Here is a 22374-nt window from a genome sequence, read left to right as displayed (position 1 = left end):
AGGATGGCCGGATCTTCATATGCCGCAATGGTGTCGCCGATGGTGCCGAGACGGATCTCGAAGTCATAATGGCGTTCGCCGCTATCGGCCGGATACTCCACGCCATAGTCGAGCGAGCCCTTTTGAGTCAGATTCATTCCTTAACCTCGTCGGTAGAGAACAGTGTGAGATCCTTGCGTGCTTCATTATCAGCGGTGTACTGCTCGCTGCTATCGATGGTCACGCAATCCGGATAGCTGATGCGCTGGCCACCTGGCGCCACCGGGAACTGCGTGATCTTGCCGCCCTCGATGTTGTCCCAGTCGATGGAGTCGCCACCGAGCGGAATTACCACGGTGACCTTCAGCTCGTAAGTTGCAATGCCGCGCGCGAAACCCTTGACCTTGCCCCTGCGGTTCATGGTCTTGACAGGCTTCTTGCCGGTCTGTTTCGTCACGGAAAGCGTCACCACTTCCGCTTCGACACCGTCGACCTCGAGCACGATCGCGCCGACGTATTCTTCTAATGCCATGGTTGGCTCCTGTTAGTTATCCTGAAACTACGCGACGATCAGAGCAGCAGATCGATCCGGCCGGCGAAAATATGCAGACCGTTCACCACGTCTGCCGGAATCGCGCCGTTGAGCTGGTTCACGTTCTGCTCGTCGCGTTCGCAGATCAGCATTGCCTTGTTGTCGTCAACGTTCTCGATGATTTCAAGGTCTTCGATCTTCTTCAGCACGTCGAGCAGCTCGCTGCGGACTTTCGGCGGTGTGCGGGTCGAGAGCTTGTCGCGCGGGAACCGCAACGCGATGCGTTGCAGACAGGCCTTGCGCACGTAATCGAGCGTTCGAATTGTCGTCAGATCAAGCAGCGCGGGATCGTCGATCCCCTGCGCGTCCTTCGTGTACGTGCTAATGGAACGCACGATCTGCACCACGTCGCCGGGGCCGATCTCGAACGGCGTCACGCCGTTGTACAACACAGACTCCTGTTCGGTGCGGCCTGGCCGGGAAGGCACAGGGGTCACGTCAAGGCCAGTGAGTGCGAGTGTATTGAGCGGACGCGCCGGATCTTCTTCGCTGGCGATCACGGCTGCATACGCGGCAGCGATCTCCGCCGGCAGCGAGATCGAACCCGGATGCCAGCCGATCGTGATGCGCCCGGAATCGAGCTGGCCCGCGAGCGTGGTGGTAGTGGCGAGTGTTCCGCCGGTGCCCGCGACGCCGATCGCCGGGCGCTGTTCCAGTGCGCTCGAAATGCTGTCGAGATGCGTGCGCAGCGCCGTGAGTTGCGGCTGTGCCGTCCAGCTCGACGAATAGATGTTGTACTGCGCACCGAACACTGCGGCCAATGCCAGCGAAATGTCCGGATCGTTGAGACCGCCAGAGAACGCTGTGAGAACGGCACTGACACCAGCGGTCTGGCCGAGCTGCGACAGCGCGATGGCGTTGCCGGCCGCGCCCTTGTTCTTCGCCGTGAGCGTCAGCACACCTGCCGCAGCGGCCGCAGTGACCGGTAGCGCAGGCTGCTGCGCGATCGCATCGGCAAACTGCTGCGCCACGTCGGCAGCGGCAGCACCAGACGACACGGCAATGTCCACGCGATCCTTACCGATTAATAGAGCATATGCACCGTCAGCGGTTGCTGGCCCGGTAAATGTTGCCTTGCCCGTAGCCACGACGGCAGCGGCCGCATCGTCGATCCCAATCACGGTCAACGCCACGTACTTGTTTGCTGTGATTGCGGCGAGCGCTGCACGGTGCGCGAGCGATCCCGCACCGAAGTACAGCGCCGCTTCGTCGCCCGAAAACACCTGGGTAGGCGTGAGCGCGGCAACCGTGCCCATTGCAAGGCGCTGGCCGAGGATGAGCACCGTCTGCGCGTTGGTCGGAAGCGTGCGGACCGCGAGCTTGGTATTGAACTCGAAGTACTTGCCCGGTTTGCGCAGGCTCGACGGGATAGTGTCAAAACTGATGTTAGCGCTGGCCATGTCTTACGCTCCCTTCGTGGTCTTTTTGTCACCGGTCGAAACAGCACCGGTGTCTGCTGCGCTGGGGGCCGTTGCCGCATCCGACGCGGTCGACTGGTCGATCAGATCGCCGTCGGTAACGCGGCGGATGTAGTAAGCGGTATCCGGGACGTCGACGGCTTCGGCGTCCGTGATGTACTTGCGCGCGGCGCGTTCTTTAGGCACACGCAAGCCTGTTCTGGCAATGACTTTCATCGTTACTCCTGTGGCATCTGTACAAGATCTGTTGCATCGGCCGGACGCTCGGTACCGGGCTTGAGGAAATAGCTAAGCAGCGTGGTTTTCCAATCCGGCGTCGGCGGATCGATCTGGCCGTCGTACTGTTCGAACAGACTGCCGAGCGGCCCATCGGCCGCGCCCTGCGGAAACGCGCCCAGAAACAGCGTGTCTTCCACCCATGCGGTACGGAACTCGCAGGCATAGACGGACATCGCATCCGAGCGCACCCTGGTGTTAAACAGCGTCCTGACGCTCCCGGGCTGCAGCTCGCGGATCGGTAAGCCCATGTCCTGCTGATTCAGCAGATGCCGCACGGCGGAGACCAGCAGGTTGGTGCCAACTTCAAGCTGTGACGGACCGCCGTGCCTGCTCGTCTGTTCGTTGCGCACGCTTCGTGCGCCGACCATGACGACAAACACCGCCTCGGCCTTCCACTTGGCCCGGCTGGTGGAGACCGCATCGGTGCGCTTGACGCCGCCGAATGTGACCCATGCGGCAGGAAAGCGCCTGACCACCGTATCCAGCTCTTCGTCGTCGAATTCCCCGCCATAGGTGGCCACCTCGGTGACCATCTTCCCGAGGCCACGCGTCAGGCGATCGACGATCGCCAGTTCGACGGCCGTGATGATCGGTATGCAGGTCGGAAGGTCGGCCATGGTTTTAACGGCTGTCTCGACCGAACACGCGAGTGCCGGTAACGAACTGGATAGAGTTGTCGGGCTCCGCAACAGCGCCGGCCGCGTTCGCACCGAGCGTCACTTCGCCCGATGCGACGAGCCGCAGAAACCTGACGGCGTCGGTATAGCGCTGCCGGATTTCCTCGGTCATGACCGTCTCTCCCCCACAGAGCCGGTATCGCGCAATGTCGCAGCAGATCCCGGCCAGCATCTTCGGCGCGGGATCGAGCGGCAACGCATAGCGACCGGCCAGATAGGTGTCGATCTCGCTGGACGCGTCGTCGAGAGCGTCGCTCAGCACCGTCGCGTTGATCTCGCCGGTTCTGTCGCGATCGGACAGCGAGAGAACTTCCCGCTGCCCGAAGCGAGCCGTCATGATGTCGGCTGTGGCGTACATCGATTACTTCTTGCCGTGGGCCGGTGCCGCACCCTTGACCGAGCCATTCACGGCGTGCGCAAGCTTTGCTGCCTCGAATTCCGACTTGGCTTTGTCGAGGTCGGCGAGGCGCACGCGCAGATCAGCTTCGAGCGAATCGAGCGTTGCACTACGTTCGTCCAGTTCGACCTTGCGAGCATCGAGTTGCTGGGCACGCCCGGTAACCACGCTTTCGAGGTTGGCAACGGCCGCCTCGCGTTGTTTCAGATCGGCCTCGATGTCGGCGAGTGCGACCGCGCGCTTCGCGTGGTCCTCGTCGACGGCAGGATGCAGCGCGTCGATGCGTGCGGCGGCTGCCTTCACGTGCGGCGCTTCGTGATGCGGGAGCGCGGCCGCTTCTTCCGCGTCGAGATGCACGGCCGTTTCGACCACGACCAGAGACTTGTCTGCGAGGATCGCAGCGTGTGCGTCCGGATGAAGCGCCGCCAACGCGAGGGTGCGTGCCTGGAGGCCAAATACGTGCCCGCCGCGTCGAAAGTTCTCCTTCGTGGCCGCCACGTGAATGGCCGGGTATTTCTGCTTGCTCATTTGCAACTCCTGTTCGTTTCTGACGTGGCCGGAGCCCATCTTTTGCCGCAGCTCCGGGAACCTGCCTCCGCGCCTATCGGCGTCGCGCGGACATCGCTTTCACGGCTACGGTATTACGAGATCCAGGACGTCGTCAGCAGCTCGGCCGAGCTTTTCCAGACGTTGGTCGCACCGTACGGATTTGCGTCGGCCTGCAGCAGCTTCCGGCCGGTGCCTTCAAGCGACGGCGGCACGACCAGCAGCGACGGTCGGATACCAAGCGGGCGACCGTTGTCACCGACAAGGCTTGTCATCGCAGCGCGCGCAGCTTCGTAGCTGTCTTCCGTCAGATCGGCTTTAGATGCGTAGGCGAGTTGCCACAGACCGAAGCCGACATTGCAGCGCGCGTCGACGCCGTAGCGAAACTGTTTGCTGCTGAAGACTGCCTCGTCCGTTTCTGCATCCATTGCGACGAAGTTGTAGCCCTTACGCTGCTGCATGATCACTGGACGAACAATGCGCGTCATGTCGAGCAGATACCAGGTGGGGCCAGTGCCGGCCTGCACGTTCGACACCGAACCGATCGTGCCGTCCGACTTCACCACCGGGTGATCAGTGTCGAAGAAGTACTGGCCGTCATAGCAGAGGCTCGACATGCCCTGGGCGAGCAGCGAGAAGACCAGTTCGTTGGGATGCTGGGCCGCATCGAGACCCAACTGCGCGAACACCGGCTTGTAGATGCCATAGCTGTCATCTTCGATTGCCTCGCGATCCACGCCGATCGTGTTTTCGAACGGCTTGTTCTTGATCGTGAAATCGTGCGAGGTCAGATTCTGGATAACGCGGTCGCCGATCCACTCACGAAAGCGGGTCGTCTGGCCGAGCCACGGATAGACTTCCTGCGAGGTCGTCGACGGCACGGTCATGGCGACGCGTTGCCAGTCGGATGGCGCACCATCGAAAGCCTGCTGAAACACGGTGTTGTAACCCGTGAACAGGTTGCGCAAATTGGCGCGGTTGATTTCCATGAACGTTCCTTACAGAGTGAGCGGGGGATACTGCCTATGCGTTTAGAACTCGACCCAGACGCCGGCCGGATCGATATCGCGCACGACACCGGCAATCGATCGCGTGCCGGTGCCGTCTGTTTTCGCCACGGTCTGGTCGTCGACGATGTACGCATTCGCGCCGACATCCTTGAGCGTGAGCTGGTCCGCGCCGGCCGAGTTGGCGACACGCCAGATGCCGCGCTTCGTCGGCACGTTCACGGCACCGTCAGCGCCAGCCGAGTTATCGATCTGTTCCTGGACGATGCCGGCCGACTTGAGCGTGGTCGACGCCGCGCCCTTCGTCATGAAGCCGGTGGCGCTATCGACGGCCGCGATCGCGCCGACGTAAAACTTGACACCACCCTTGGCCGGATAGCTGAAACGCAGGCCGGCGCGGTTGGGCGTGTCGCGATCGGCGGTCAATACAGTCATGCTGTTCTCCTGAAGTGGATCGGGGCGAAACCGCTAGCCGCTCAGGCGGCTGGCTTCGAGGTCTTCGTGAACTCTTCGGGGGTGAGGCCGAGCGCCTTGCAGACCGCAAGGCCTGACTCGTCGAGTTCTTTTGCGCCGGTTTTGTCACCATTCGGCTGAACGCCGCCTGTCTGCGTGGTGCGCAGCGCTGCGATCGGCTGCGCCGTCGCCAGGAACGTCTTGAGCGCGGCGACGTTGGACTTGCCAAGCTCTCGCGCCCACGACTCCTGTGCCGGCAGCAGCCGGCCGTCCGACAGTGCGACTGTCACCAGATCGGTGACTTCCTTGCCCGCGAGCTGCAGGTTCGCCGCGTCGAGCTGGGTACGCAGATCCGTCATCACGGCGATCGGAACGAAACGGGCCGGGTCAACCTGATTGGCCGACAGGGTGGCGATCTGATCGCCTTGACGGGTGAGCAGTTCGGGCAGGTTGGCGCTCGCGGCCGCGACGCCCTGGCCACCGGAGAGCGAGTCGATCAGCTTTTGCAGCTGGGCTTTCACGTCGTCGGCGGTTGCACCGACAGGCAGGTTCAGCAGCCAGCGCAGCTGCTCCAGAAGTTCATCCATGTTGCGATCCTCGGAAGAGTTATCAGTGGACAAAGCCGCCACTGCGGCAGAACCGAAAGACGCGGCCAGCACCGACGCGGCCGCGAGCTGCACTTCATCCAGGCAGTCGAGCGCGGGGCTATTGGTGAGACCTGCGTTAAGCAATGCAGTGACGTTGCCCGCCTTGTCATAGGCGAACACGGGGGAGAGATAGCGGTATTCGCGAGCGTCGATCATTTCGGACGCACGCGCGGTCCACTCGACGTCGATTGCATACAGGCCATCGCCGTCGCGCCATTCGAGCGTCTTGAACCAGGCAGCCGCTGGGGCTGGCTGACCATTCGTCTGGGAATTCAGGGTCTGGTGCTCGTAGTCCATGACATACGGCACATCACGTGCGGCGGCTGCCGCGATCAGCGTCTGGGCGATCGCGCCGTCCATTCGCCACGCTGCGCATTCAGTAGGTCGGCCATCACGTGCACGGAACTCGCCGGCCGGTAGCAGTTTGATTGCGTTGCCGGACGATTCGATCTGGGCGGTGAGAGCCGCGATGAAAAATGGATTTGCCATGTCGCCATGGTGGCGGCTGGCGTGCTGAATAATTAGTCAACCGGTGTCAGTGGAACCGGTCAGCGTGTAAAGCGCAGGGGATGGGGCGGGAGTGAGGCTTGATACGAGGCGTTTTAACGGGGGTTTAACGGGCCTCTGACCCCCTACAGGCTACATAGGGCTACGTTACGGTATGGAACGGCTTAAAACCGGGCAGGTTTTACCCGTCGATCAGCTGTCGCAGGTAGGTCGAGACTTCCTCTTCGATCGCGACGTTATCGGTCTCGGTGAGCGCCAGAAACGGGCGGGCCGGAATCTTGATCGTCCATCCGGTCGACCGCGTCCATTTAACCACCTTGACGCTCTTGTGGCCATTTTTCGCGAACACCGCCAGATGCGGATGATCCGCCTGGCGCATGATCATGCCGTTCTTCGCCTTGCGAAGCCGGACATAGCCCGACATCGGGTGGCGCTGGATGGTGCCGCCAAACTGGTGGATCGCGGCATACACGACGTTCGTGCCGACGCGTGCGCTGGTGGCGTCATGGCTTTGCACGACGCTGCCAGCGAGCCGGCCGCTACGCTGCAGGATCTTACCGGTGCCGGCATCCTCGCGGCGACGCTTGAGCGTGCCCTTGCTCAGACCCATCCACTTCGGCCGGCCCTCGGCCGCGAAGTTCTCTTCGATCGCGTCCGCCATCAACGCGGAAACCAGTGACATGACAGGCGAAGCATCGCGCGCGAACGCCTGCACGCGCTCCATTGCGGCGTCGAATTCCGACTGGTCAATCTCGATGTCACGCATACGCTATACTCCTTTTAACGCGGTCGTATATGCCGGACTCGCTTCCGGATCGATGAAGGGCTGCGTAACGGATGGCCGCTAGCGAGAGCGGCCATTCTCATTTCTGCGGCCGCCGGTAGCGCAGAAACGTGCCGCGCTGCCTATCTATATAGTCACGGCGAGCTTCGTCTGACTTGCCGACCTTGGCGGGAAATGTGGTCACGCCCGTCCAGCCGTCCTGTCCCTGCTCGAAGATCGCCAGCCCCCAGTCGCCTGCCTCAGTTTCCAAGGCACGGATGTAGCGGCGGCGCAACGTCCAGTCGCCAGCGGCCTGCGACCACGCAAGCCAGATCTCGTCGGGATCTTTCACAGCGTCGGCGAGCAGCTCCATATACGGACCGCGTGAAAACTTGTCTGCTTTCCAGTGGCCAGCGCCATCCTTGAATAGCCATTCGTTGATCTGCAATCGCTCGCCGGTGACATCGGCGAACGTGGCGGGCTTGCCCACGGCCGCGCCGAACTTCTGCATGAACGCCTGGGCATATTGCTCGGGCGCTTGACCGGTCGGCAGGATAGCGTTCGGGCGTATCGTGGTTGCGGCCGGTAACGGCGGCAACTCGGCACCATGCGGGAACGTCTGTGGCAACGTGTCCAGCGGCGGTGGCGTGAAAGGCTTCATCCACTGCGCGCCCGGGTTCGAGCCGAACCCCGGATCTGGAAGCACCTTTTTGCCTGTCGCCGGATCTTTATAGGCAATCGCCGGTTGCGTCTGGCCATCGCGGTTGATGACCTGTTCTACCTCTTCGAGGTTTTCACGGCCGGATCGTACCGCGATGTCATTCTTCTGGATGTAGCCGGACGTACGCGTGCGGACGCGGCAACGGCACCGGTAGCCGTTCGGTGGATAGAACGTCTGCCAGAATGGATCGTCATACCGGTAGACAGCGCCGGACAGCGCACGGTGCGCCGGCCGCGTACGGCTATCGAGCACCGCGACGTATTCCCAATACGGATGCGTGTCGACCTGTTCGAGCTGGGTGGCATACCGGCCTGCCATGTAGGCCGACTGCATGTTCGTCCGGAAGATCGTGTCGAGGCGGCGAGGCGTGAGACGCTTGCCCTCGATCTCACCGGTTTCGTCGTCAACGATCATGCCCTTGCCGAGCCACCCCTTGCGTTCCAGCACCGGCGAGAGCTGCTTTTTAAAATCCTCGAACGTGGTGCCTTTCTCTAACGCGTCGGACAGTGCCTGCCGCACGTCCTGCAACACGTCGACCTTCATCACGCCGGCCACGGTGAATGCCTTGGCGTGCGCTTCGGCAGCGACGTCCTGCCAGCGAAAGCCGATCTTGTAACCCTTCGATTCGAAGTACTCGATTGCCTTGTCAGGCTGTAGCCCGATCGCGTAGCCGAGATCAGCCGGCATTCAGGCGACCCCACACATCAGCGACGAAGATGCACCGCGCGAGCAGCTCGGCGATCGCGGTCTCATCCATCGCCGAGTTCGCCGCGAGCAGCTGTTCGAATGCGTCGTCGGGTGTCGCACCGTTACGCAACGCGACAACGACTGGCGCGATCAGCTTCTGCATCGCCTCGGTCATTTCGTCGAGCGGCGTCTGGCCAGCGGCCACGTCGAGCGCATGCTGATCCGGATACACGATCTCGCCGCCCTTGTTGGTCAGCACCGCGCGATAACGCATCGCAGCAGTGCGCGGTTCGTCGGGTCGCTCTTCAGGCGGCAGCGCCATCTCCGGCTTCGGCACCGTGAGAATCTCTTCGTTGGCCTGCGGCTCAGGAATCATCAGTTTGTCCTGCGCCCACTGACGAGGGATCTTGACACCCGATGCAACCAGTTTCGGAAGTGCATTAGCGTACAGCGCCAGATCCTCGGACTCACGCGTATCGAACTCGAAGCGCGGCACGCGACGCGGATCAATCGCACCGAGGTTCAGGGCACTGAGCGCGTAGCAAAGCTGTGCCGTCAGCGCCTTCTCCACCTGTCGGGCATCCGACTTCAGCAGGTCGTGCCGAACTTCATTATGTGTGTTGCCGAGCGCATTGGTAGATGTCTTGCCATCGGCCTGGGACGTGAGTGTGCCGCCGAGGATCGCCTTCGACTGGCTCTTCTCGCACCAGGTGATCATCGCGTCAAACGGCTCTTCAGTCCCCTGGGCGGCAGTCTGGAAGTCGATTAGCATGCCCTCGGGAATGATGCCGGCCGCGTTGTGACCAATCTCCGCCACGGCGCGCAACAGCGTCGCTTTCTCTTCCTTGGTGGCTCCGGCCGGGTATTTGCCGACGCGCAACGGCAGGCCATAGATTTCGAGAAACTCCGCCAGATCTGCGACCGAGTACGTCTTGAACAGATACGGCCATGCAAGCACGCGATGCAGGCCGGCGCGAGTCACGTATCCGCTCTTCGCGCGGTGTTTGTGCACCAGCCAGCCGAAAGGCCACAGTGGTTGACCATCGACCGAGTTGTCGCGCAGACGAATGTCGTTGCCGTCATACAGCGGCGTGCGGAACCAGCGCTGTGGTCGATGGGTGAGCTTCTTCGGGAGCCAGACCTTGCCGAGTTGCTGCCACTCGATTTCCTGTGCAGAGAACCCATGCCCGATTGCATCCATGGTATCGAGCAGCACATCGTCGAAGTCGGGAAGGTCCGAGAACCATTCCTGCAACTGGGCGGCCCACGACTTTTCTTCTTCAGACGGGTTGTTCGGCGCGACAATGCGCCAGTCGAGGGTGAGCAGCGCGCGCTTGCGCTTGCTCATCTCGGCGAACAGATGGGCGTCTTTCTCTTCCATGTCGAGGAAGAGATCGGACTGGGCCATCAGGTCACCGTACTCGGCAGCCTGAAGAATCGCATGCAGCTTCTTCGGCGTGAGACCGCGCGATGGATGCTGCGCGAAGTCGCGAGTGATCCAGCCGAGCTTCGAAGTTTGCGGCTCGGCCAGTACGTCACGCTGGAGCGGTTGCCCGTTCACATCAACAATTTGCGCCATGATTGGTATCCTCAAAAGCCCCGGCTGCGTGACGTGCCATGTTCGCCGTCATCGTCATCCTGACTATCAACGTTCGTTTTAACGGGGGTGTACGGATCGGTAATGGCGTAACCGCGGGACTGCGCGATCATCCAGAGAATGTGCAGTGCAGTCAGCCCGTCGTAGTGGTGCGTGCCCTGCGGCTCGGGCCATGAATCCAGTTCCGCAAGCAGCCCGGCAAGCGCTGGGTGAAGCAGAATGGATGGCGTGATCCGATCGGTGATGTATGGCTCCAGAGAGTCAATACGTACCTCGGGAGCGACGGTCGCCGTGACGCCAATGAGAGGCAGCGGCACCCCAGCACGCAGACCCGCCTGGACCAGCGACTGCCGTGCCCACTCGTATGCGTTATTGTTTTCGAAGCCAAAGGCCAGACAACGAAACTCCCGTTGAACCTTGATCAGATCGGATTCGAGCTTCGACGGTACGCGCCGCTTGATCTCGCAATGCACGACGTGCAGCTTCCGGCTCACTGTATCGAGGCCGCCGACGATAATCGCGGAAGGGTCAGACTTCTCGCCTTTGCCCATGGACGGGTCACAAGCGCCGAACATCAGCCAGCTTTGCAGGCGCTGCACCCAGAATGTGATGTTGCCAAAAACCCTGTCTTCGTCGGTTCGCGGATCGCCCTGCATTTCGGTGGCGAACGCGCGCGGCGACTTCGCCCGCTGACGCATCAACCAGAACAGCGTACGCACCGATGGCCACGACGTAATAGCGCCTGCGTCCATCTCCGCCCGGTGTTCAAGATAGAACAGAAACGACGGCAGCCCGGCATCAGGCAGCATCTCACCGCGTTCGGCTGCCTCGGCGATCGCGCTCTTGTCCGCGTTGAGCATCAGCTCTTCGCACTTCGCCCACAGATCGAGGTCGGTCGGCATCTGCGCAATCGCGCGGAAGTGATGCACCACGTGACCGATGCTGCGCTTTGCACGCGAGATCGGATCATCCTTGTCGAGCACCGTGCCGACGCCGACGTACTTCACGCTGCCATCGGGCGGCCCGAGGTAGTCGATCGCCTTTTCCAGCCACGTCCAACGGTTCTGGCGTTCGGTCGGGCTCTTCGCCTCCGCGTCGGTAATCAGATCATCGCCGAACAGCACCTTCGGCCGGCTCGCGCCGTGGAACGTGCCGCGAATTGCCTGCTCGGCACCGAACGGCTCAACCTTCACGCCGTTCTTCGTGATGAACTCGCCCACCTTCCACATTGGCCCCTTGCCGCAGACCTCCGGAAAGTCGAGCGCGAGTGCCGAGTTAGCGACCAGCTCCGTTTTAACGACTTCGAGCAGCTTGGTCGGCAACGACGTTTCCGCGCCGAGCAGAATCAGGTAGTCGAGGAACTGGGGCGCATCGTCAGTCCAGCCCACCTCGCGGCGAATCTCTTCGCGTTGCAGCAGGCCTTGCACGATGATGTACACGGGGCCGATCTTCGTTGCCATCGACGACTTGGCTTCACCGCGCGGCGCGACCCACCATTCGCGAGTTCCCCCTGCTTGACGCAGCAGCTTCGGAAAGCGCGTGCAGAAGTGCGCCTGAAAGAGCGACGGCGTGCCGCGAATGTGGTGCGGGAAATAGGTGTACGCGAAGAACTGATAGTCGCCGTCGACAAGCACGCGCTTGCGACGCTCAAGCCGCGCAGCTGGAGACGCATCGAGACCGGTCGCATGCGCTTCGATGTCACGGCGCAGCTCGGCCGCGAGATCGGCCATTTCCTTGTGGAAGTCTTTCTCGGTGAATTTTTGCGACATATCAGTCTGCCCTGGAATCACTCGGCGGTTTGCCGATCCGTATCACCACGTGCAGCGAACCGCACCCCATCTCGACGCAGTCGTGATCACGCGGCAAATCCGCTTCGGTATCTGCACAGATAACGACATCGGACGGCGTGTCAAACGCCGTCCCGATCTTTCTAATGCCACTGCCGAGGGTCCACCAGTTAGCCATACGCCGTTGCCAGCTCATCGCCGAACGGACCGAGAACGTCGGCGAAGGCGGCGATATGTTCGGGATGCCGATCCTTGATGAACGCGGCAAGACGTTGCACCACACCCATCGCCACCGCCAGTTCGTTGGTCTCGGGCATGATGCGCTTCGACGCATTAATGGTCTTGTTATAGGCATCAGCGAGACTGGCCAACATGGAAACCTTATCGGCCGGTTTCATCTCGCTTTCCTGCAACTCGTCCATCGTGGCCTGATACTGCGTGAGCAGACCGGCAAGCATCTGCCGCGCCGCGCCTTCGATGCCGCCGCCAGCCATCAGTTGCGCGGTCTGTGCCTTGTCCCAATCGTCCCCGGCCGCCGCCGCGTCGTCTTTCCAGCGACGCGCGGTCGAGTACGCTACGCTGTGTTTAACGCTGGCGATCTCAAGCGACAGCCGGTCAAACACGAACGAGCGCCGGACCTTGTCGCGAATGTCTTTGCCGTATGCCATCGTGATTACAGGCCAAGCTTCGCGCGGGCAGCCATCACGCCTACCGAGACGATTGCGCCTGCGATCGCACCGGCACCAGCGCCAGCTGCCGCACCGTACTTGATGGCGCGCTTTTCCACGTTGGCGATCTGCTGCTCGATGCCACCAAGCCGGCCGTCGATTTTCTTGAGCAGTGCCAGCTCCGCGCTATCGTTCGTGCCTGCGTCGTTCGTATTTGCGTCGTTCATTGCTTGTCCTGTTTGCGGTCGAGCTTGTCGTTGATGTCTTTCAGCTTGGTATCGATACTGCTTAGCGCGTTGCGAAACTCTTCACGCGTGTCACGCTGTTCAGATCGCGGCGCGTAGTCGCGAGCAAGTGTTTCGCGGACAGCAGATAGCTCGGCCTGGAGCTTCGCGGAGAATTGTTTGGACTCCCCTTGCCCTTGCTGGACGCTTCGAATCCACAGACCGCCGAAGATGTTGATGATCGTTAGCAGGACCGTGAGTATCCCGATGAGAATCGTTCCGGTGTCGAGCGTTATCTGCACTGGAATCTCCGCTTGAGTGCGTTCTCGTGTCGCTCCTGACAATCGACGCAGAACTTGCATCCCGGCATCGCGTCGCGCCTAACCTTCGGGATCTTGATGCCGCAACCCTGATTTGCGCAGTGCTCTTCCGGGTTGGCGACAGCGGGCCGGATCGGTCGGGTAGCTGCTGCGATCGCAAGTGATCTGAACTGTTCCTCGACGACGCTTGCGTGATCAAAATCATCCATGCCGCTGCCCTTACTGTTGCGAGGGCAGCGCAGCACGCACGCCCTTCAGTTTGTTTTCGGTGCCGTGGGCGCGGTTTGCGTAGTCGACGAACCAGTCGAGGATGTCCGCTTGTGATACCCCGGAGTCAGTGGTGGCATCGGAGCTGGATCTGTCAGAAGCAGCGCCGGTACCGGAGGCACCTTGCAAGGCTCGGTCACTATCGTCGGCAATGCCTGCGGCTGCGTTCCACAGCCGTACAAAACCGCGAGAGAAAACGCAGCTATACACAGGGGTAACAGTCGACGATGACTGCGATGCGACGAGGCTCGCTGGTTGCGTGTGAGGTTGGGTGACACCATCGATCTGCTCCTTTATCGCCTCGGCCTGTCCGGCGCTGGCGGTCTGGACGTTGATAAAACCTGCCTCGGCTACCTGGCCACGTTTAACATCTGTGGCGTACCGCCCGAACGCGTCGCTCGCTGCCTTAGCATCGCCTTGCGCAACTAACGCCTTATAGCCAGATAGACTCGCGTCGCCGGCTGCCTTGGCCACGTTGTAGCCGTGCGTGTAGGTCTTTTCGAACGCGAGTGCGACCAGACCGGCAATCACAACGGCAACGGCGATGCCCGCGATCAGCTTCGCGTACTTAACGATCAATGCCAGTTCCATTGGAACCTTCCTTTGGTAGACGGCCGGTCCATGCGCCGAGCGCCTGGATGATGGCCGAGTAGCCACCGACACAGCCGAGATAGATGAGCCACGTATCGAACGTCAATTGGCGCGTGACGCCCTGATACACGAACATGCCCGTGGCGACGGCCGACGCGACGTTCGGCCAGAGCTTCGCGTGTGAGAGCTTGCCGTCGACGCCGGTGATGAGGTCGCGTAGTGCCATCAGCAGCCTCGCGTGCGGTTGCGCTGCTTGGCAGCAGCGCGGCGTGCGGCGCGAACACCGGACGGCCTACGCCCGGGCGCGATCGGATGCCCGAACGCGATGCGCAGGCCGAAGCCGACATGCGTGTGTCGCGCGACCATCGCCGACGCGGCGATCGCACTTGCCAGAGAGAGCAGAATGCGGCGCATCAGCTGGCCTGCAGGAACAGTGCGCGCTCTGCCGTGCGACGGCGCGTCAACCCAGCCATCGGCTTGCCGTTGGCCTTGTTCCAGAGCAGGAATTGTTCTGCCGCGCCCGCGTAGTCGCGTGCACGCAGCATCTTGAGCATGGTCGACGGACCGCCAGCACGCAGCTCGACTAACCCGTCTTTAACGCCTTTCTTGCCGGGACCGATGTTGAACACGAACGACCCCAGCGCATCGAACTGGTTTTGCGTCAGGTCGAGATCCAGGGCATTGATGATGGCCTCGGCGCGCGCATGCAGATCCTCCGCGAAGAGAGCGTCGGATTGCGCCTGCGTGATCTTGAGGCCGGGGCGGACTTCGGGGCCGGTGTGACCGCGCCCGATAGTCCAGGGTGCGCCGCCAGTGGCGGGATCGGGATACGCGACGAGGCGATCATCCTCGAAGTCTTCGATCAGATCGCTGCCCGCTGCGGAAATGCGTTGGTTTTTCATGCCATCTCCAGTGGATGGCATGATTGTTGTATGGGCTTGGATCTACCCTAAGTCAACGTGTGTCAGTGATGGCCCATAATGCAACAACCCCGTCAAATGCGGTGTCCGTTGCGTTATGGATTTTCAACCTCGGTGAACTTGCGGACACCTACAACGGCTTCCGAATGAGTCTGACCGCCAGCGCGGGCGACGATGTACTGAACCATCAGTTGCTTTGCTCGCTCGTCGGTGGAAGTGGTGCGCGGGTCCAGAACTGGCAGCGCCTCCGCAACTTCGTACATTGAGTAGCTGTAATTCTTCTTCTTTGATTCGTTATAGCCGATCACAACGAGATTTGCGATCGCATCTGGCGTCGTCCGGTATTTCTTCGCGGCGGCGTCAAGAAGCTGCGTCGCGTTTTTTACTTCGGGGCTGTTCGCGGCATGGGAATGGCCGTCTGAGATTGCTGCAAATTTTTGCCCGAGTGTTGGTTCAGACGCTTGGACGCTGGCGACGAACGCCAAAGCAAAGGCGGCAATGGCTATAAGGTGCTTCATTTGGTCCCCCGAGTGTGGAAGACACAATGCTATCAGCCAGCTCCACTGGGTGTCACCGTTAGATTCCACGCTATTCTTTAACTGCGTGTCATGGCCTACCGTGCTTGACCAAAAAGAAGGCCCCGCATCGGCGGGGCTTGAGGGAGGGGGATTGCGTTCCCCACTAAAACAGATTGTCTTGTTTCGGCGGCGGTTGCGCTTGCATGTCCGGTCGCTTCAGCACACGCCACACGTGACGGTCGGACATGCGGTATCGGAGCGCCAGCTGATTGACCACGTGGATCGCACTATGCTCACGCGTCATGCTGTCAAAGTCGCGGCGAATATGTCGGTGCATGACTTCACGCAGCGCCGCGACACAGCGTGGAATGTACAGCGCCTCACCGCCGAAGTGCTTGGTGATCGCGTCGGCCGCATCACTACCGACCACTTCGGAAAGCGCCTCATAGCGGATCTCGCCAAGACGCGACTTGCGAAGTGCAACCGGAAACGTGGTGCCGCCGAGTTGTTCCACCAGCCGCACCACAGCAGGCAGACCAATCAGGGTGATCAGAGCCTGCACGGCTTCGGGAAGCAGATGCTCAACGTTCGTGAAGTCCATTAACGCTTCTCCCGACGCCTGGCGTCTGCCTGCAATGCGGCGATAAGCTTGCCGAGCATTTCGCCGTCGCAGAACTCGATCGCATCCACCTTGCAGATGCGCTTGACCATGCCGTTGAGGTATTCCCATGGTCGGCCTGCATCGGCGAGCAGCGCTTCGATCTTGCGGATCTGCGGCGCGCGGCCGGTGGCAACGCGAGGGCGGCGATGCATTGCATTCTTCGGGGTAAAACCACAGCGCTCAAGATGTTTCAGAACCTTGTGTGCGCCTTCCGATGTCAGATCCTTCGACGACTCGACGCCGCCGACACTGCGAAGCATCGCCCGATAGCTGTCTTCGTCGAGCGACAATTGCTTTTTCGCGACGTGGATTTTTGCAAGCGTGGTTCTGGCGATCATCAATGCCCCCTGAATGCGCGGCGTAGCTCCTTGCGGCAAAGAACCGCGAGGAAGAGCACACCTATGACGACGATGAGGCGATCAAGCATCCGCCACCTCGGCTTCAGCAGGCTGCTCAATGTTCATCGCTTTGCGCTGGTAGCCAATCTCGATGACGGAAACGGTGTCATTTGTCGCGCAAAACTGTCGGAGCATGGGCGTTACGGAAGTCCAGTAGGGATAGAACACCGCAAACGTCTTATCAACGCCCAGGCGCTTCGCGTATCGCTTGCCAAGTTCTTTTTCAATACGGGCGCGCTTTGCTGCCGAGTACAACGGCACATTGCGACAACGCATAAAGCGGCGGCGCTGCTCACAGTCGTCGCGCAGCCATTCGCCGCGCATCCAGCCGTCAACGAACACGGCGATCGCGTAACGTCGTGCAGCAAGCGGACGCACTTCCATGTTGACGCGATATGCGTCGCACTGCAGTTCTACACGACCGAAAGCGTGACGCAGTTCGTCGGCGATTTTCTTCATTTCGTCTTTTGTCAGTTTTCCCATATGTTCCTCGGCTGCTCATCAGTACATGGCCACCACGCCATGCAGACCGCCTCACGGCGGTTTCGCACGGTCACAAGGCTGCAAGGTCGAGGCTGATCGGCTTGTATTCCTCAGTGGTGTCGTCGCGTTCGTAGATGCGCACATACGGCTTGCTGCCGGTGATGCGAATGCTGTCGACAATCGCCTGCATCGCGGTCGACCATTTCGGATCGTTGATCGCAAGGCGACGCAAGCCAAGAATTCGGCCCGTGTTGACGTTGCCTTCCTTGTCCACCTGGAACGCTTCGTTGATGAGTGCCTTGATGTTGTCGCTGCTTCCCTCGGTCCACTTGCGGATGCATTCGTCGATCAGCTCCTTCGCGGCCTGCAGACGCTCGTCGAACGCGATGTGTTCCGCGATCTGGCGCACGACCTTGTATTGACCGTTGAACGTCACCAGCGTGACGTTGCCCTTGTTGCCACCGACCTTTACGCCGTACTGTTCGTGACTCGCTTCCACAAATGCTGCGATCTCGGTGAACACGCGCGCCTTGAAATCGACCATTTGTGCCTGCAGCTTCTTGGCATCGCCCACGAGCGACTCGACTGTCTGGTCACGCAACTGATCGATCGGCTTGACCATGGATTGCGGGACGAGGCGACCGCGTGCGTCTTTCACGTAGCCGGACTGGATATGCTGGTTATCCATCGATTTTTTCTCCATTCGAAAATGCATTGATTTCCCGCGTCATCTTGCGAAGCTTCTTGAGCGCTTCGTTGACATCTGGTGTCAGTACACGCGCGGAAGGTTGAGGTGAGACCTCGATCAGCGGCTGGTCGGCAGGTGAGGCACGTGCCTGCGGTGTGCCCAGGCCAGCGTGGCCCTGACGTTGCCTTTCGGTGTGCGTTTCAGTGCGCGACTCGGCTTTGTCCGCGATGCCGGCCAGCACTTCGAGCAGATACCCGTGACTCTTCAGGGGCAAATTGAGTCTCCCCTGATCCCGCTGAGCGAGCATGTGCTCGAAGCCCTGACGCCAGTATTCGATCGGACAAATCCAGGTGCGGCCGTTGCGCTCGATCCGGGCAGCGCGGATCATGGGAGCCAGCTCGTTCAGCAACGAAGCCATGCGTGAATGGCCCATCTGGCTCTTCGCCGGTGAGAACAGGCCGATGTAACGCAGCATCGGCTTGACGAACGAGTCACCGGCCGGATGCGCCTCAATGATTGCGTTCAGCGCGTCACGCGGCGCGTCGTCAGCAAGCAGGATGTCGAGGCTCATCACGACGCGGCAATTCGGGCAGCAAAGTTGCGGCAACGGCATCAGTGCACCTGTTGCATGCTGGCGGACTCCAGCGCCTCTTCGAGCGCTTCGCGCAGACGCGGCCGTTCGTCGAGGTACGCCATGAGGTACTCAGACAGCTGTGCAAATCCGGTCAGGTACATCAACAGGATCTTGTGCAGCGTGATTGAAACCTCCGTGCCCACGTCCTGATAGTTCTGCGCTGTTGCGGCCAGATCGAGCAGCTCACGATTCGTGCGATGCAGTTCGCGACGCAACTCCATCACGCTATCGAACGCTTCGGGATTAGCCATCGTCGGCATCTTGAAAACGAGGATTGACGGACCGCTCATGCGCCTGCTCCGACAATGCGTTCGATGTTGATCGAGTCGATGAACGCCAGCAGTTGCGCCGTTTCCTTCTGCGACAGGTCGATCGTCTTGCGATCCTTCACGATGGAAAGCCGGCCGTCCGTGAAAAAGCCGCAGGAGAACGTCGTTGGAGTATCGACGACGACACTGCTGCCAGCGGGCCGGCCGCGACCTCTGACGATCTGCTTTACACCGTCCAGCTCGTTCATCAGCGCTTGCGAAGGGAAGTACGAATTAACCGGTGCAGCGCCTGCTACAGGCTTCTTTTCCACTTTCACGCGGCCGTCGCCGATGTACGGGTGGATCAATGGCTGGACATTCTTCGTTTCGATATCGACCTTGTCGGCAATCTCAGCACTGGTGATGCCGGGATGGTCAGCGATTAGTTGCAGAATGGCTTTCGTGTGCGACATACAATGCTCCTTAGAGTTGAAATTGACCGCTGCAGGTTGCGCACAATGGCCGCGCGAGACTGTCGGTCGGGGTGCCGCAGCCCGCACAAACAATGCGCGGGCCACTGCGTTCGAGGGCTTGAGGAAAGTCGCTGGCCTGGAGCACACGCGACACGCCATCTGCGATGGCTTGGTGAGCGCTGATCTCAGTCGCATACATTTCCGGCGAGACCAGCTTCGCTTTCTTGCGTGCCAGACTGACCGCGAAGTCGATGCTGTCGCCGCCAGCCATCTTTCCGCCGGTGGCGATGTGCGATACGCAAAACAGCGGCTGCTCGAAATCGCCCGCGAAGGGGTTCGGATGGACAGCAAATGCGCCGTCCGGCATGTTCGGAAGGTTGACTGGATCGCCCTCGACCTCGACGGCGTATGGTCCATCGCTATCCCGGCAGAGCATGCGTAGTTTCATTTCAGTGCCCCTGTTCGTTCCACAGAACACGGATCTCGCCGATCTTGAACTGGCCGACGCGGTATCGGCCGGAGCCCGCACCGCCGGTGCGGTAGTACGTGGCTTCGCCTTTTTCGATCAGCTCACCGCAAGCTGCGCAGTTCTGGATCTGGATCGTCGGCTTCGAGCCATTGGAAAATTCAATGCCGATGACGACGAAACCACGTTCGGTCAGCAAGCCAATCGTCGAGGCAATCCGCAATGCGGTCAGTTCCATCAGTTGGTTGATCGGCGGCACAGCCGGGTTGAATACGTTAAAACTGGGTGTCATTTAGCGGCTCCTTTAACGGGGCGAAGCGGGCACGTGAGGCACGTGCGCCAGTGGCTGAGTTCAAGCGGGTTGTTAAGCGGGGCGCGGCGTTCGGTGTAGGACACGCATACCGTCAGCGAAATCGGCTGCCCGGTATGCGTGCACTTCACCTGGCCAAACACGTTCATGACACGTGCGGCAACGCGGTCTGTTTTGCCCAGATACTTACCTGCGAGTACAAGAGAGACGGTGGTGCGGGATACGTCGAGCTTCTTTGCAGCTGCGGTCTGCGACGAAGCAGCGACCGCGTCGCGAAGCATCTGCATCCAGTCGTTAGCAGGCGTCACGGTCGGGCTCCTCCTGCCAAACGACGCAATCGATGTTCGGGTCGTACAGCGTTTTTCGCACCGAAATGATTGGCGGGCGTGGCCCGGTACGCTTGCCTGGAATGAGCTGGTACTTCGCCTCTTTCCAGTTGTGGCCGACGCGTGGCTGCGGGAGAGCCTTCAGATAGCCGGCGCGCTTGAGATGGAACGCGTAGGCCTTCGCGGTGGCATAAGTGACTTGCGCCGTGTCCGTACAGGAGCGCATCGCCAGCTCGCGCGCCGTGAAGGTGCCCATGATGTGCATCGTGTTCCACATGTTTTCGAGACCGAGCGTCCTGGTGATGACGGCACCGTTCGCATCGAGACGCGGTGCTTCGACGCCACCGTCCCGTACAAGGCGGTAGTGTTTCTGTGCCGTGTCGCGATCGGCCGGCGCCGCCTCGATGTAGCCTCCACGCTCCAGGCGAAGCAGATACTTCGCGGCGGTGGCTTTCTCGACTCCGATTGCGGCCGCGATCTTCTGCGCCGAGAACGTGACTTTGCTGGCCCGGACCGCTTCCCACGTCCGCTGACGCGGGCCGCGACCGCCCGTGCGTTCGAGCATCGCTGCTTTTCTAACCACGGTTGCGCCCTCCGCAAAGACCTGCGATGAAGGCCAGCAGCAGAATGCCGAGCACTGTCCAGGCGGCCGCGCCGGTGATCAGAACGAGGTCGAGCCAGCTCTTCGCGAACAGGAGACCGCCGAACAGGCCAATAACACCCATCGCCGAGAGAGCGCAGAGGAACACATTGCAGCGCTCGGCGTCACGCGCTTCGCGCGCAGCTGGATTCAATGAAGAATTCTTCATGGCCGACCTCACGCCCGACGCTTCGGTGCTTCGCCGGTGTACAGCTCGCGCTTGCCCCACGCGGCGAGGTCCATAGAATCCTTGCCTGCGACCAGCGCTTCTTCCTGCACGCGTTCAAGGTTGACGCAGACGCGACGCACCGAACCGTGCGAAAGGTCGACCAGCCGCGTGAGCAGATCGTCGGCCACCACCACATTCGGGCAGTACATGCCGGAAAGCTGCCTAGCGTCTCCGATCGTTACCGGCTGCGCTGGCACCCACGCCAAAACACGGCCGTGCATGCGCTCCCAGCGCTTGAGCTTCCCCGGCAAGCCTTCTTCGCCAATCATCAGGATTGCGGCCTGACTCGATTCGTACAGATCGCGCACCAGCTCGACCGCGTTACGGTCGACGAGGTGGTCCATCTCGTCGATGATCAACGGGCGGCCGCTCGTCGCCAGTTCTTCAGCAACCAGATCCGCCATTTCGGGGATGGAGCCGACAGCCTTGATACCCATTTCGGCCAGCACCGCCTTGAGAAAGTGCTTCTTCGTCCAGACCGACTTCGCCTGTACGTAGCGAGCGCGGCGCGAATTGGCCACATAGTTAGCAGCCATGCTTTTGCCTACGCCGGATGGGCCGTAAAAGCAGACCAAGCCGGGCAGGTTTGCGCCGCGTGAAAGTGCGCGCTCGATTGCGATATCGCAGAGGCCGAGGTTCGTCGTTTGCGCGATGCCGCCAGCGATCGGTTTGAGCGTTGCTTGAATTTGTGCCATCATTTGTCCCGTCAGGTGTTATCGACGGCTGGCGAGTTGCAGCTCGCCAACCTCTTCAGCGCGGTGCTTTTGCGCCGCGAATTCTTTGCTTTTTGCGTACCGCTCGTAGAACTCCATCTCGTCTGTCCGGTCGATCGTTCCTCCGTTAAAAATGCGCTGATCCAAGGTTTGCCAACGGGCAAACCGCTGTTCTGCCGTTTCCGGCATTTCGATTACGGTCGCGGTGGGGAAATTGCCGGTCGGTACCAAAGTCGGCGTCACGTCGATGACCTGCACGTCGACCACGCGTGCGTCGAGCGCTGCGCGCGATATCTCGCCGAAGCCGGGAATCGTTAAAACGTCTGGCGTCTGAACGTCGAGCGGGGATTGCCCTCGACGTTCGGCCTCGATTTCGTCGCGATGAGCGTCCAGCCGCTTGAGCCGTGCGTCGGCGCGTTTCTCGCGGGCCTGCTCGACGTATGCCATCGGGAAGTAATGACGTGCGTTCGCGCCGAACTCCGCGGTGCAGATAAAGCGACCATCCATGTGATGCACCCACACACGCTGTGCGTCGTGGAT

At 60.9% G+C, this 22374-nt stretch carries 36 protein-coding genes and 1 other RNA gene; all 37 read right to left on the bottom strand.

What is annotated here, in order from left to right; genetic code table 11:
- Positions 1–133 precede the first annotated feature (133 nt).
- The 37 genes from VFE81_RS17250 to VFE81_RS17070 all read right to left on the bottom strand — a co-directional run bounded on the left by VFE81_RS17250 (position 134) and on the right by VFE81_RS17070 (position 22281).
- Positions 134–511, bottom strand: coding sequence for a phage tail protein (locus VFE81_RS17250; RefSeq protein WP_325045760.1), 378 nt, complete (start codon positions 509–511; stop codon positions 134–136).
- 38 nt (positions 512–549) lie between these two features.
- Positions 550–1971 carry a phage tail sheath subtilisin-like domain-containing protein gene (locus VFE81_RS17245; RefSeq protein WP_325045759.1) on the bottom strand — a complete coding sequence of 474 codons (1422 nt, stop codon included), beginning with the start codon at positions 1969–1971 and terminating at the stop codon, positions 550–552.
- 3 nt (positions 1972–1974) lie between these two features.
- A complete protein-coding gene (locus VFE81_RS17240; RefSeq protein WP_325045758.1) occupies positions 1975–2205 on the bottom strand; it encodes a DUF2635 domain-containing protein in 231 nt (76 codons plus the stop codon).
- A 2-nt stretch (positions 2206–2207) separates the two neighbouring features.
- Positions 2208–2885 carry a DUF1834 family protein gene (locus VFE81_RS17235; protein ID WP_325045757.1) on the bottom strand — a complete coding sequence of 226 codons (678 nt, stop codon included), beginning with the start codon at positions 2883–2885 and terminating at the stop codon, positions 2208–2210.
- Positions 2886–2889: 4 nt separating this feature from the next.
- A complete protein-coding gene (locus tag VFE81_RS17230) occupies positions 2890–3303 on the bottom strand; it encodes a gp436 family protein (protein WP_325045756.1) in 414 nt (137 codons plus the stop codon).
- 3 nt (positions 3304–3306) lie between these two features.
- Positions 3307–3870 (bottom strand): hypothetical protein, encoded by a 564-nt coding sequence (locus VFE81_RS17225; protein ID WP_325045755.1) that lies wholly within the window; start codon positions 3868–3870, stop codon positions 3307–3309.
- A 113-nt stretch (positions 3871–3983) separates the two neighbouring features.
- A complete protein-coding gene (locus VFE81_RS17220; RefSeq protein ID WP_325045753.1) occupies positions 3984–4877 on the bottom strand; it encodes a Mu-like prophage major head subunit gpT family protein in 894 nt (297 codons plus the stop codon).
- A gap of 42 nt (positions 4878–4919) precedes the next feature.
- Complete coding sequence (locus tag VFE81_RS17215; protein WP_325045752.1) at positions 4920–5330, bottom strand: hypothetical protein; 411 nt, start codon at positions 5328–5330, stop codon at positions 4920–4922.
- 41 nt (positions 5331–5371) lie between these two features.
- Positions 5372–6484 carry a phage protease gene (locus tag VFE81_RS17210; protein ID WP_325045751.1) on the bottom strand — a complete coding sequence of 371 codons (1113 nt, stop codon included), beginning with the start codon at positions 6482–6484 and terminating at the stop codon, positions 5372–5374.
- 199 nt (positions 6485–6683) lie between these two features.
- Positions 6684–7268, bottom strand: coding sequence for a phage virion morphogenesis protein (locus tag VFE81_RS17205; protein WP_325045750.1), 585 nt, complete (start codon positions 7266–7268; stop codon positions 6684–6686).
- Between the two features lie 97 nt (positions 7269–7365).
- Positions 7366–8673, bottom strand: coding sequence for a PBECR2 nuclease fold domain-containing protein (locus VFE81_RS17200; protein ID WP_325045749.1), 1308 nt, complete (start codon positions 8671–8673; stop codon positions 7366–7368).
- Complete coding sequence (locus VFE81_RS17195; RefSeq protein ID WP_325045748.1) at positions 8663–10252, bottom strand: DUF935 domain-containing protein; 1590 nt, start codon at positions 10250–10252, stop codon at positions 8663–8665. The genes VFE81_RS17200 and VFE81_RS17195 overlap by 11 nt, the downstream gene beginning before the upstream one ends.
- Positions 10253–10263: 11 nt before the next feature.
- Positions 10264–12039, bottom strand: a complete 1776-nt coding sequence (locus tag VFE81_RS17190) for a hypothetical protein (protein WP_325045747.1) — start codon at positions 12037–12039, stop codon at positions 10264–10266.
- A 188-nt stretch (positions 12040–12227) separates the two neighbouring features.
- Positions 12228–12725, bottom strand: coding sequence for a DUF1804 family protein (locus VFE81_RS17185; RefSeq protein WP_325045746.1), 498 nt, complete (start codon positions 12723–12725; stop codon positions 12228–12230).
- A 5-nt stretch (positions 12726–12730) separates the two neighbouring features.
- Entirely contained in the window at positions 12731–12952 is a 222-nt protein-coding gene (locus VFE81_RS17180) for a hypothetical protein (RefSeq protein WP_325045745.1), read from the bottom strand.
- Positions 12949–13251: a hypothetical protein gene (locus tag VFE81_RS17175; RefSeq protein WP_325045744.1), complete on the bottom strand. Its 303-nt coding sequence runs from the start codon at positions 13249–13251 to the stop codon at positions 12949–12951. Before VFE81_RS17175 ends, VFE81_RS17180 begins: the two co-directional genes overlap by 4 nt.
- The gene (locus VFE81_RS17170; protein WP_325045743.1) at positions 13242–13478 is read right to left on the bottom strand and encodes a TraR/DksA C4-type zinc finger protein; all 237 of its coding nucleotides are present in this window, start codon (positions 13476–13478) and stop codon (positions 13242–13244) included. Before VFE81_RS17170 ends, VFE81_RS17175 begins: the two co-directional genes overlap by 10 nt.
- A 10-nt stretch (positions 13479–13488) precedes the next feature.
- Positions 13489–14127 carry a hypothetical protein gene (locus tag VFE81_RS17165; RefSeq protein WP_325045742.1) on the bottom strand — a complete coding sequence of 213 codons (639 nt, stop codon included), beginning with the start codon at positions 14125–14127 and terminating at the stop codon, positions 13489–13491.
- Positions 14105–14353: a hypothetical protein gene (locus tag VFE81_RS17160; protein ID WP_325045741.1), complete on the bottom strand. Its 249-nt coding sequence runs from the start codon at positions 14351–14353 to the stop codon at positions 14105–14107. Before VFE81_RS17160 ends, VFE81_RS17165 begins: the two co-directional genes overlap by 23 nt.
- A complete protein-coding gene (locus VFE81_RS17155) occupies positions 14353–14541 on the bottom strand; it encodes a hypothetical protein (protein ID WP_325045739.1) in 189 nt (62 codons plus the stop codon). The genes VFE81_RS17160 and VFE81_RS17155 overlap by 1 nt, the downstream gene beginning before the upstream one ends.
- Entirely contained in the window at positions 14541–15029 is a 489-nt protein-coding gene (locus VFE81_RS17150) for a lysozyme (RefSeq protein ID WP_325045738.1), read from the bottom strand. Before VFE81_RS17150 ends, VFE81_RS17155 begins: the two co-directional genes overlap by 1 nt.
- Positions 15030–15142: 113 nt before the next feature.
- Positions 15143–15565, bottom strand: coding sequence for a hypothetical protein (locus tag VFE81_RS17145; RefSeq protein WP_325045737.1), 423 nt, complete (start codon positions 15563–15565; stop codon positions 15143–15145).
- A 163-nt stretch (positions 15566–15728) separates the two neighbouring features.
- Complete coding sequence (locus VFE81_RS17140; protein WP_325045736.1) at positions 15729–16166, bottom strand: Mor transcription activator family protein; 438 nt, start codon at positions 16164–16166, stop codon at positions 15729–15731.
- Positions 16166–16564, bottom strand: a complete 399-nt coding sequence (locus VFE81_RS17135; RefSeq protein WP_325045735.1) for a regulatory protein GemA — start codon at positions 16562–16564, stop codon at positions 16166–16168. The genes VFE81_RS17140 and VFE81_RS17135 overlap by 1 nt, the downstream gene beginning before the upstream one ends.
- An 81-nt stretch (positions 16565–16645) precedes the next feature.
- Positions 16646–17107, bottom strand: a complete 462-nt coding sequence (locus VFE81_RS17130; RefSeq protein WP_325045734.1) for a hypothetical protein — start codon at positions 17105–17107, stop codon at positions 16646–16648.
- Between the two features lie 5 nt (positions 17108–17112).
- Positions 17113–17175: hammerhead ribozyme type II (locus VFE81_RS17125), an RNA gene on the bottom strand.
- A 2-nt stretch (positions 17176–17177) separates the two neighbouring features.
- A complete protein-coding gene (locus VFE81_RS17120; protein WP_325045733.1) occupies positions 17178–17795 on the bottom strand; it encodes a DUF3164 family protein in 618 nt (205 codons plus the stop codon).
- A complete protein-coding gene (locus VFE81_RS17115) occupies positions 17788–18366 on the bottom strand; it encodes a hypothetical protein (protein ID WP_325045731.1) in 579 nt (192 codons plus the stop codon). Before VFE81_RS17115 ends, VFE81_RS17120 begins: the two co-directional genes overlap by 8 nt.
- A 41-nt stretch (positions 18367–18407) precedes the next feature.
- Entirely contained in the window at positions 18408–18719 is a 312-nt protein-coding gene (locus tag VFE81_RS17110) for a hypothetical protein (RefSeq protein WP_325045730.1), read from the bottom strand.
- Positions 18716–19150 (bottom strand): winged helix-turn-helix domain-containing protein, encoded by a 435-nt coding sequence (locus tag VFE81_RS17105; RefSeq protein ID WP_325045729.1) that lies wholly within the window; start codon positions 19148–19150, stop codon positions 18716–18718. The genes VFE81_RS17110 and VFE81_RS17105 overlap by 4 nt, the downstream gene beginning before the upstream one ends.
- 10 nt (positions 19151–19160) lie before the next feature.
- A complete protein-coding gene (locus VFE81_RS17100; RefSeq protein ID WP_325045728.1) occupies positions 19161–19598 on the bottom strand; it encodes a hypothetical protein in 438 nt (145 codons plus the stop codon).
- Position 19599: 1 nt separating this feature from the next.
- Positions 19600–19908 (bottom strand): hypothetical protein, encoded by a 309-nt coding sequence (locus tag VFE81_RS17095; RefSeq protein WP_325045727.1) that lies wholly within the window; start codon positions 19906–19908, stop codon positions 19600–19602.
- Positions 19905–20234 (bottom strand): hypothetical protein, encoded by a 330-nt coding sequence (locus tag VFE81_RS17090; RefSeq protein WP_325045726.1) that lies wholly within the window; start codon positions 20232–20234, stop codon positions 19905–19907. The genes VFE81_RS17095 and VFE81_RS17090 overlap by 4 nt, the downstream gene beginning before the upstream one ends.
- Entirely contained in the window at positions 20221–20835 is a 615-nt protein-coding gene (locus VFE81_RS17085; protein ID WP_325045725.1) for a hypothetical protein, read from the bottom strand. The genes VFE81_RS17090 and VFE81_RS17085 overlap by 14 nt, the downstream gene beginning before the upstream one ends.
- A complete protein-coding gene (locus tag VFE81_RS17080) occupies positions 20828–21061 on the bottom strand; it encodes a hypothetical protein (protein WP_325045724.1) in 234 nt (77 codons plus the stop codon). The genes VFE81_RS17085 and VFE81_RS17080 overlap by 8 nt, the downstream gene beginning before the upstream one ends.
- 8 nt (positions 21062–21069) lie before the next feature.
- Entirely contained in the window at positions 21070–21816 is a 747-nt protein-coding gene (locus VFE81_RS17075; RefSeq protein ID WP_325045723.1) for an ATP-binding protein, read from the bottom strand.
- A gap of 18 nt (positions 21817–21834) precedes the next feature.
- Positions 21835–22281 (bottom strand): hypothetical protein, encoded by a 447-nt coding sequence (locus VFE81_RS17070; RefSeq protein ID WP_325045722.1) that lies wholly within the window; start codon positions 22279–22281, stop codon positions 21835–21837.
- Between the last annotated feature and the right edge of the window lie 93 nt (positions 22282–22374).

Source organism: Paraburkholderia sp. (genome assembly GCF_035656215.1).
GTDB lineage: Bacteria > Pseudomonadota > Gammaproteobacteria > Burkholderiales > Burkholderiaceae > Paraburkholderia.
This window is presented reverse-complemented; position numbering and strand designations above follow the sequence as displayed.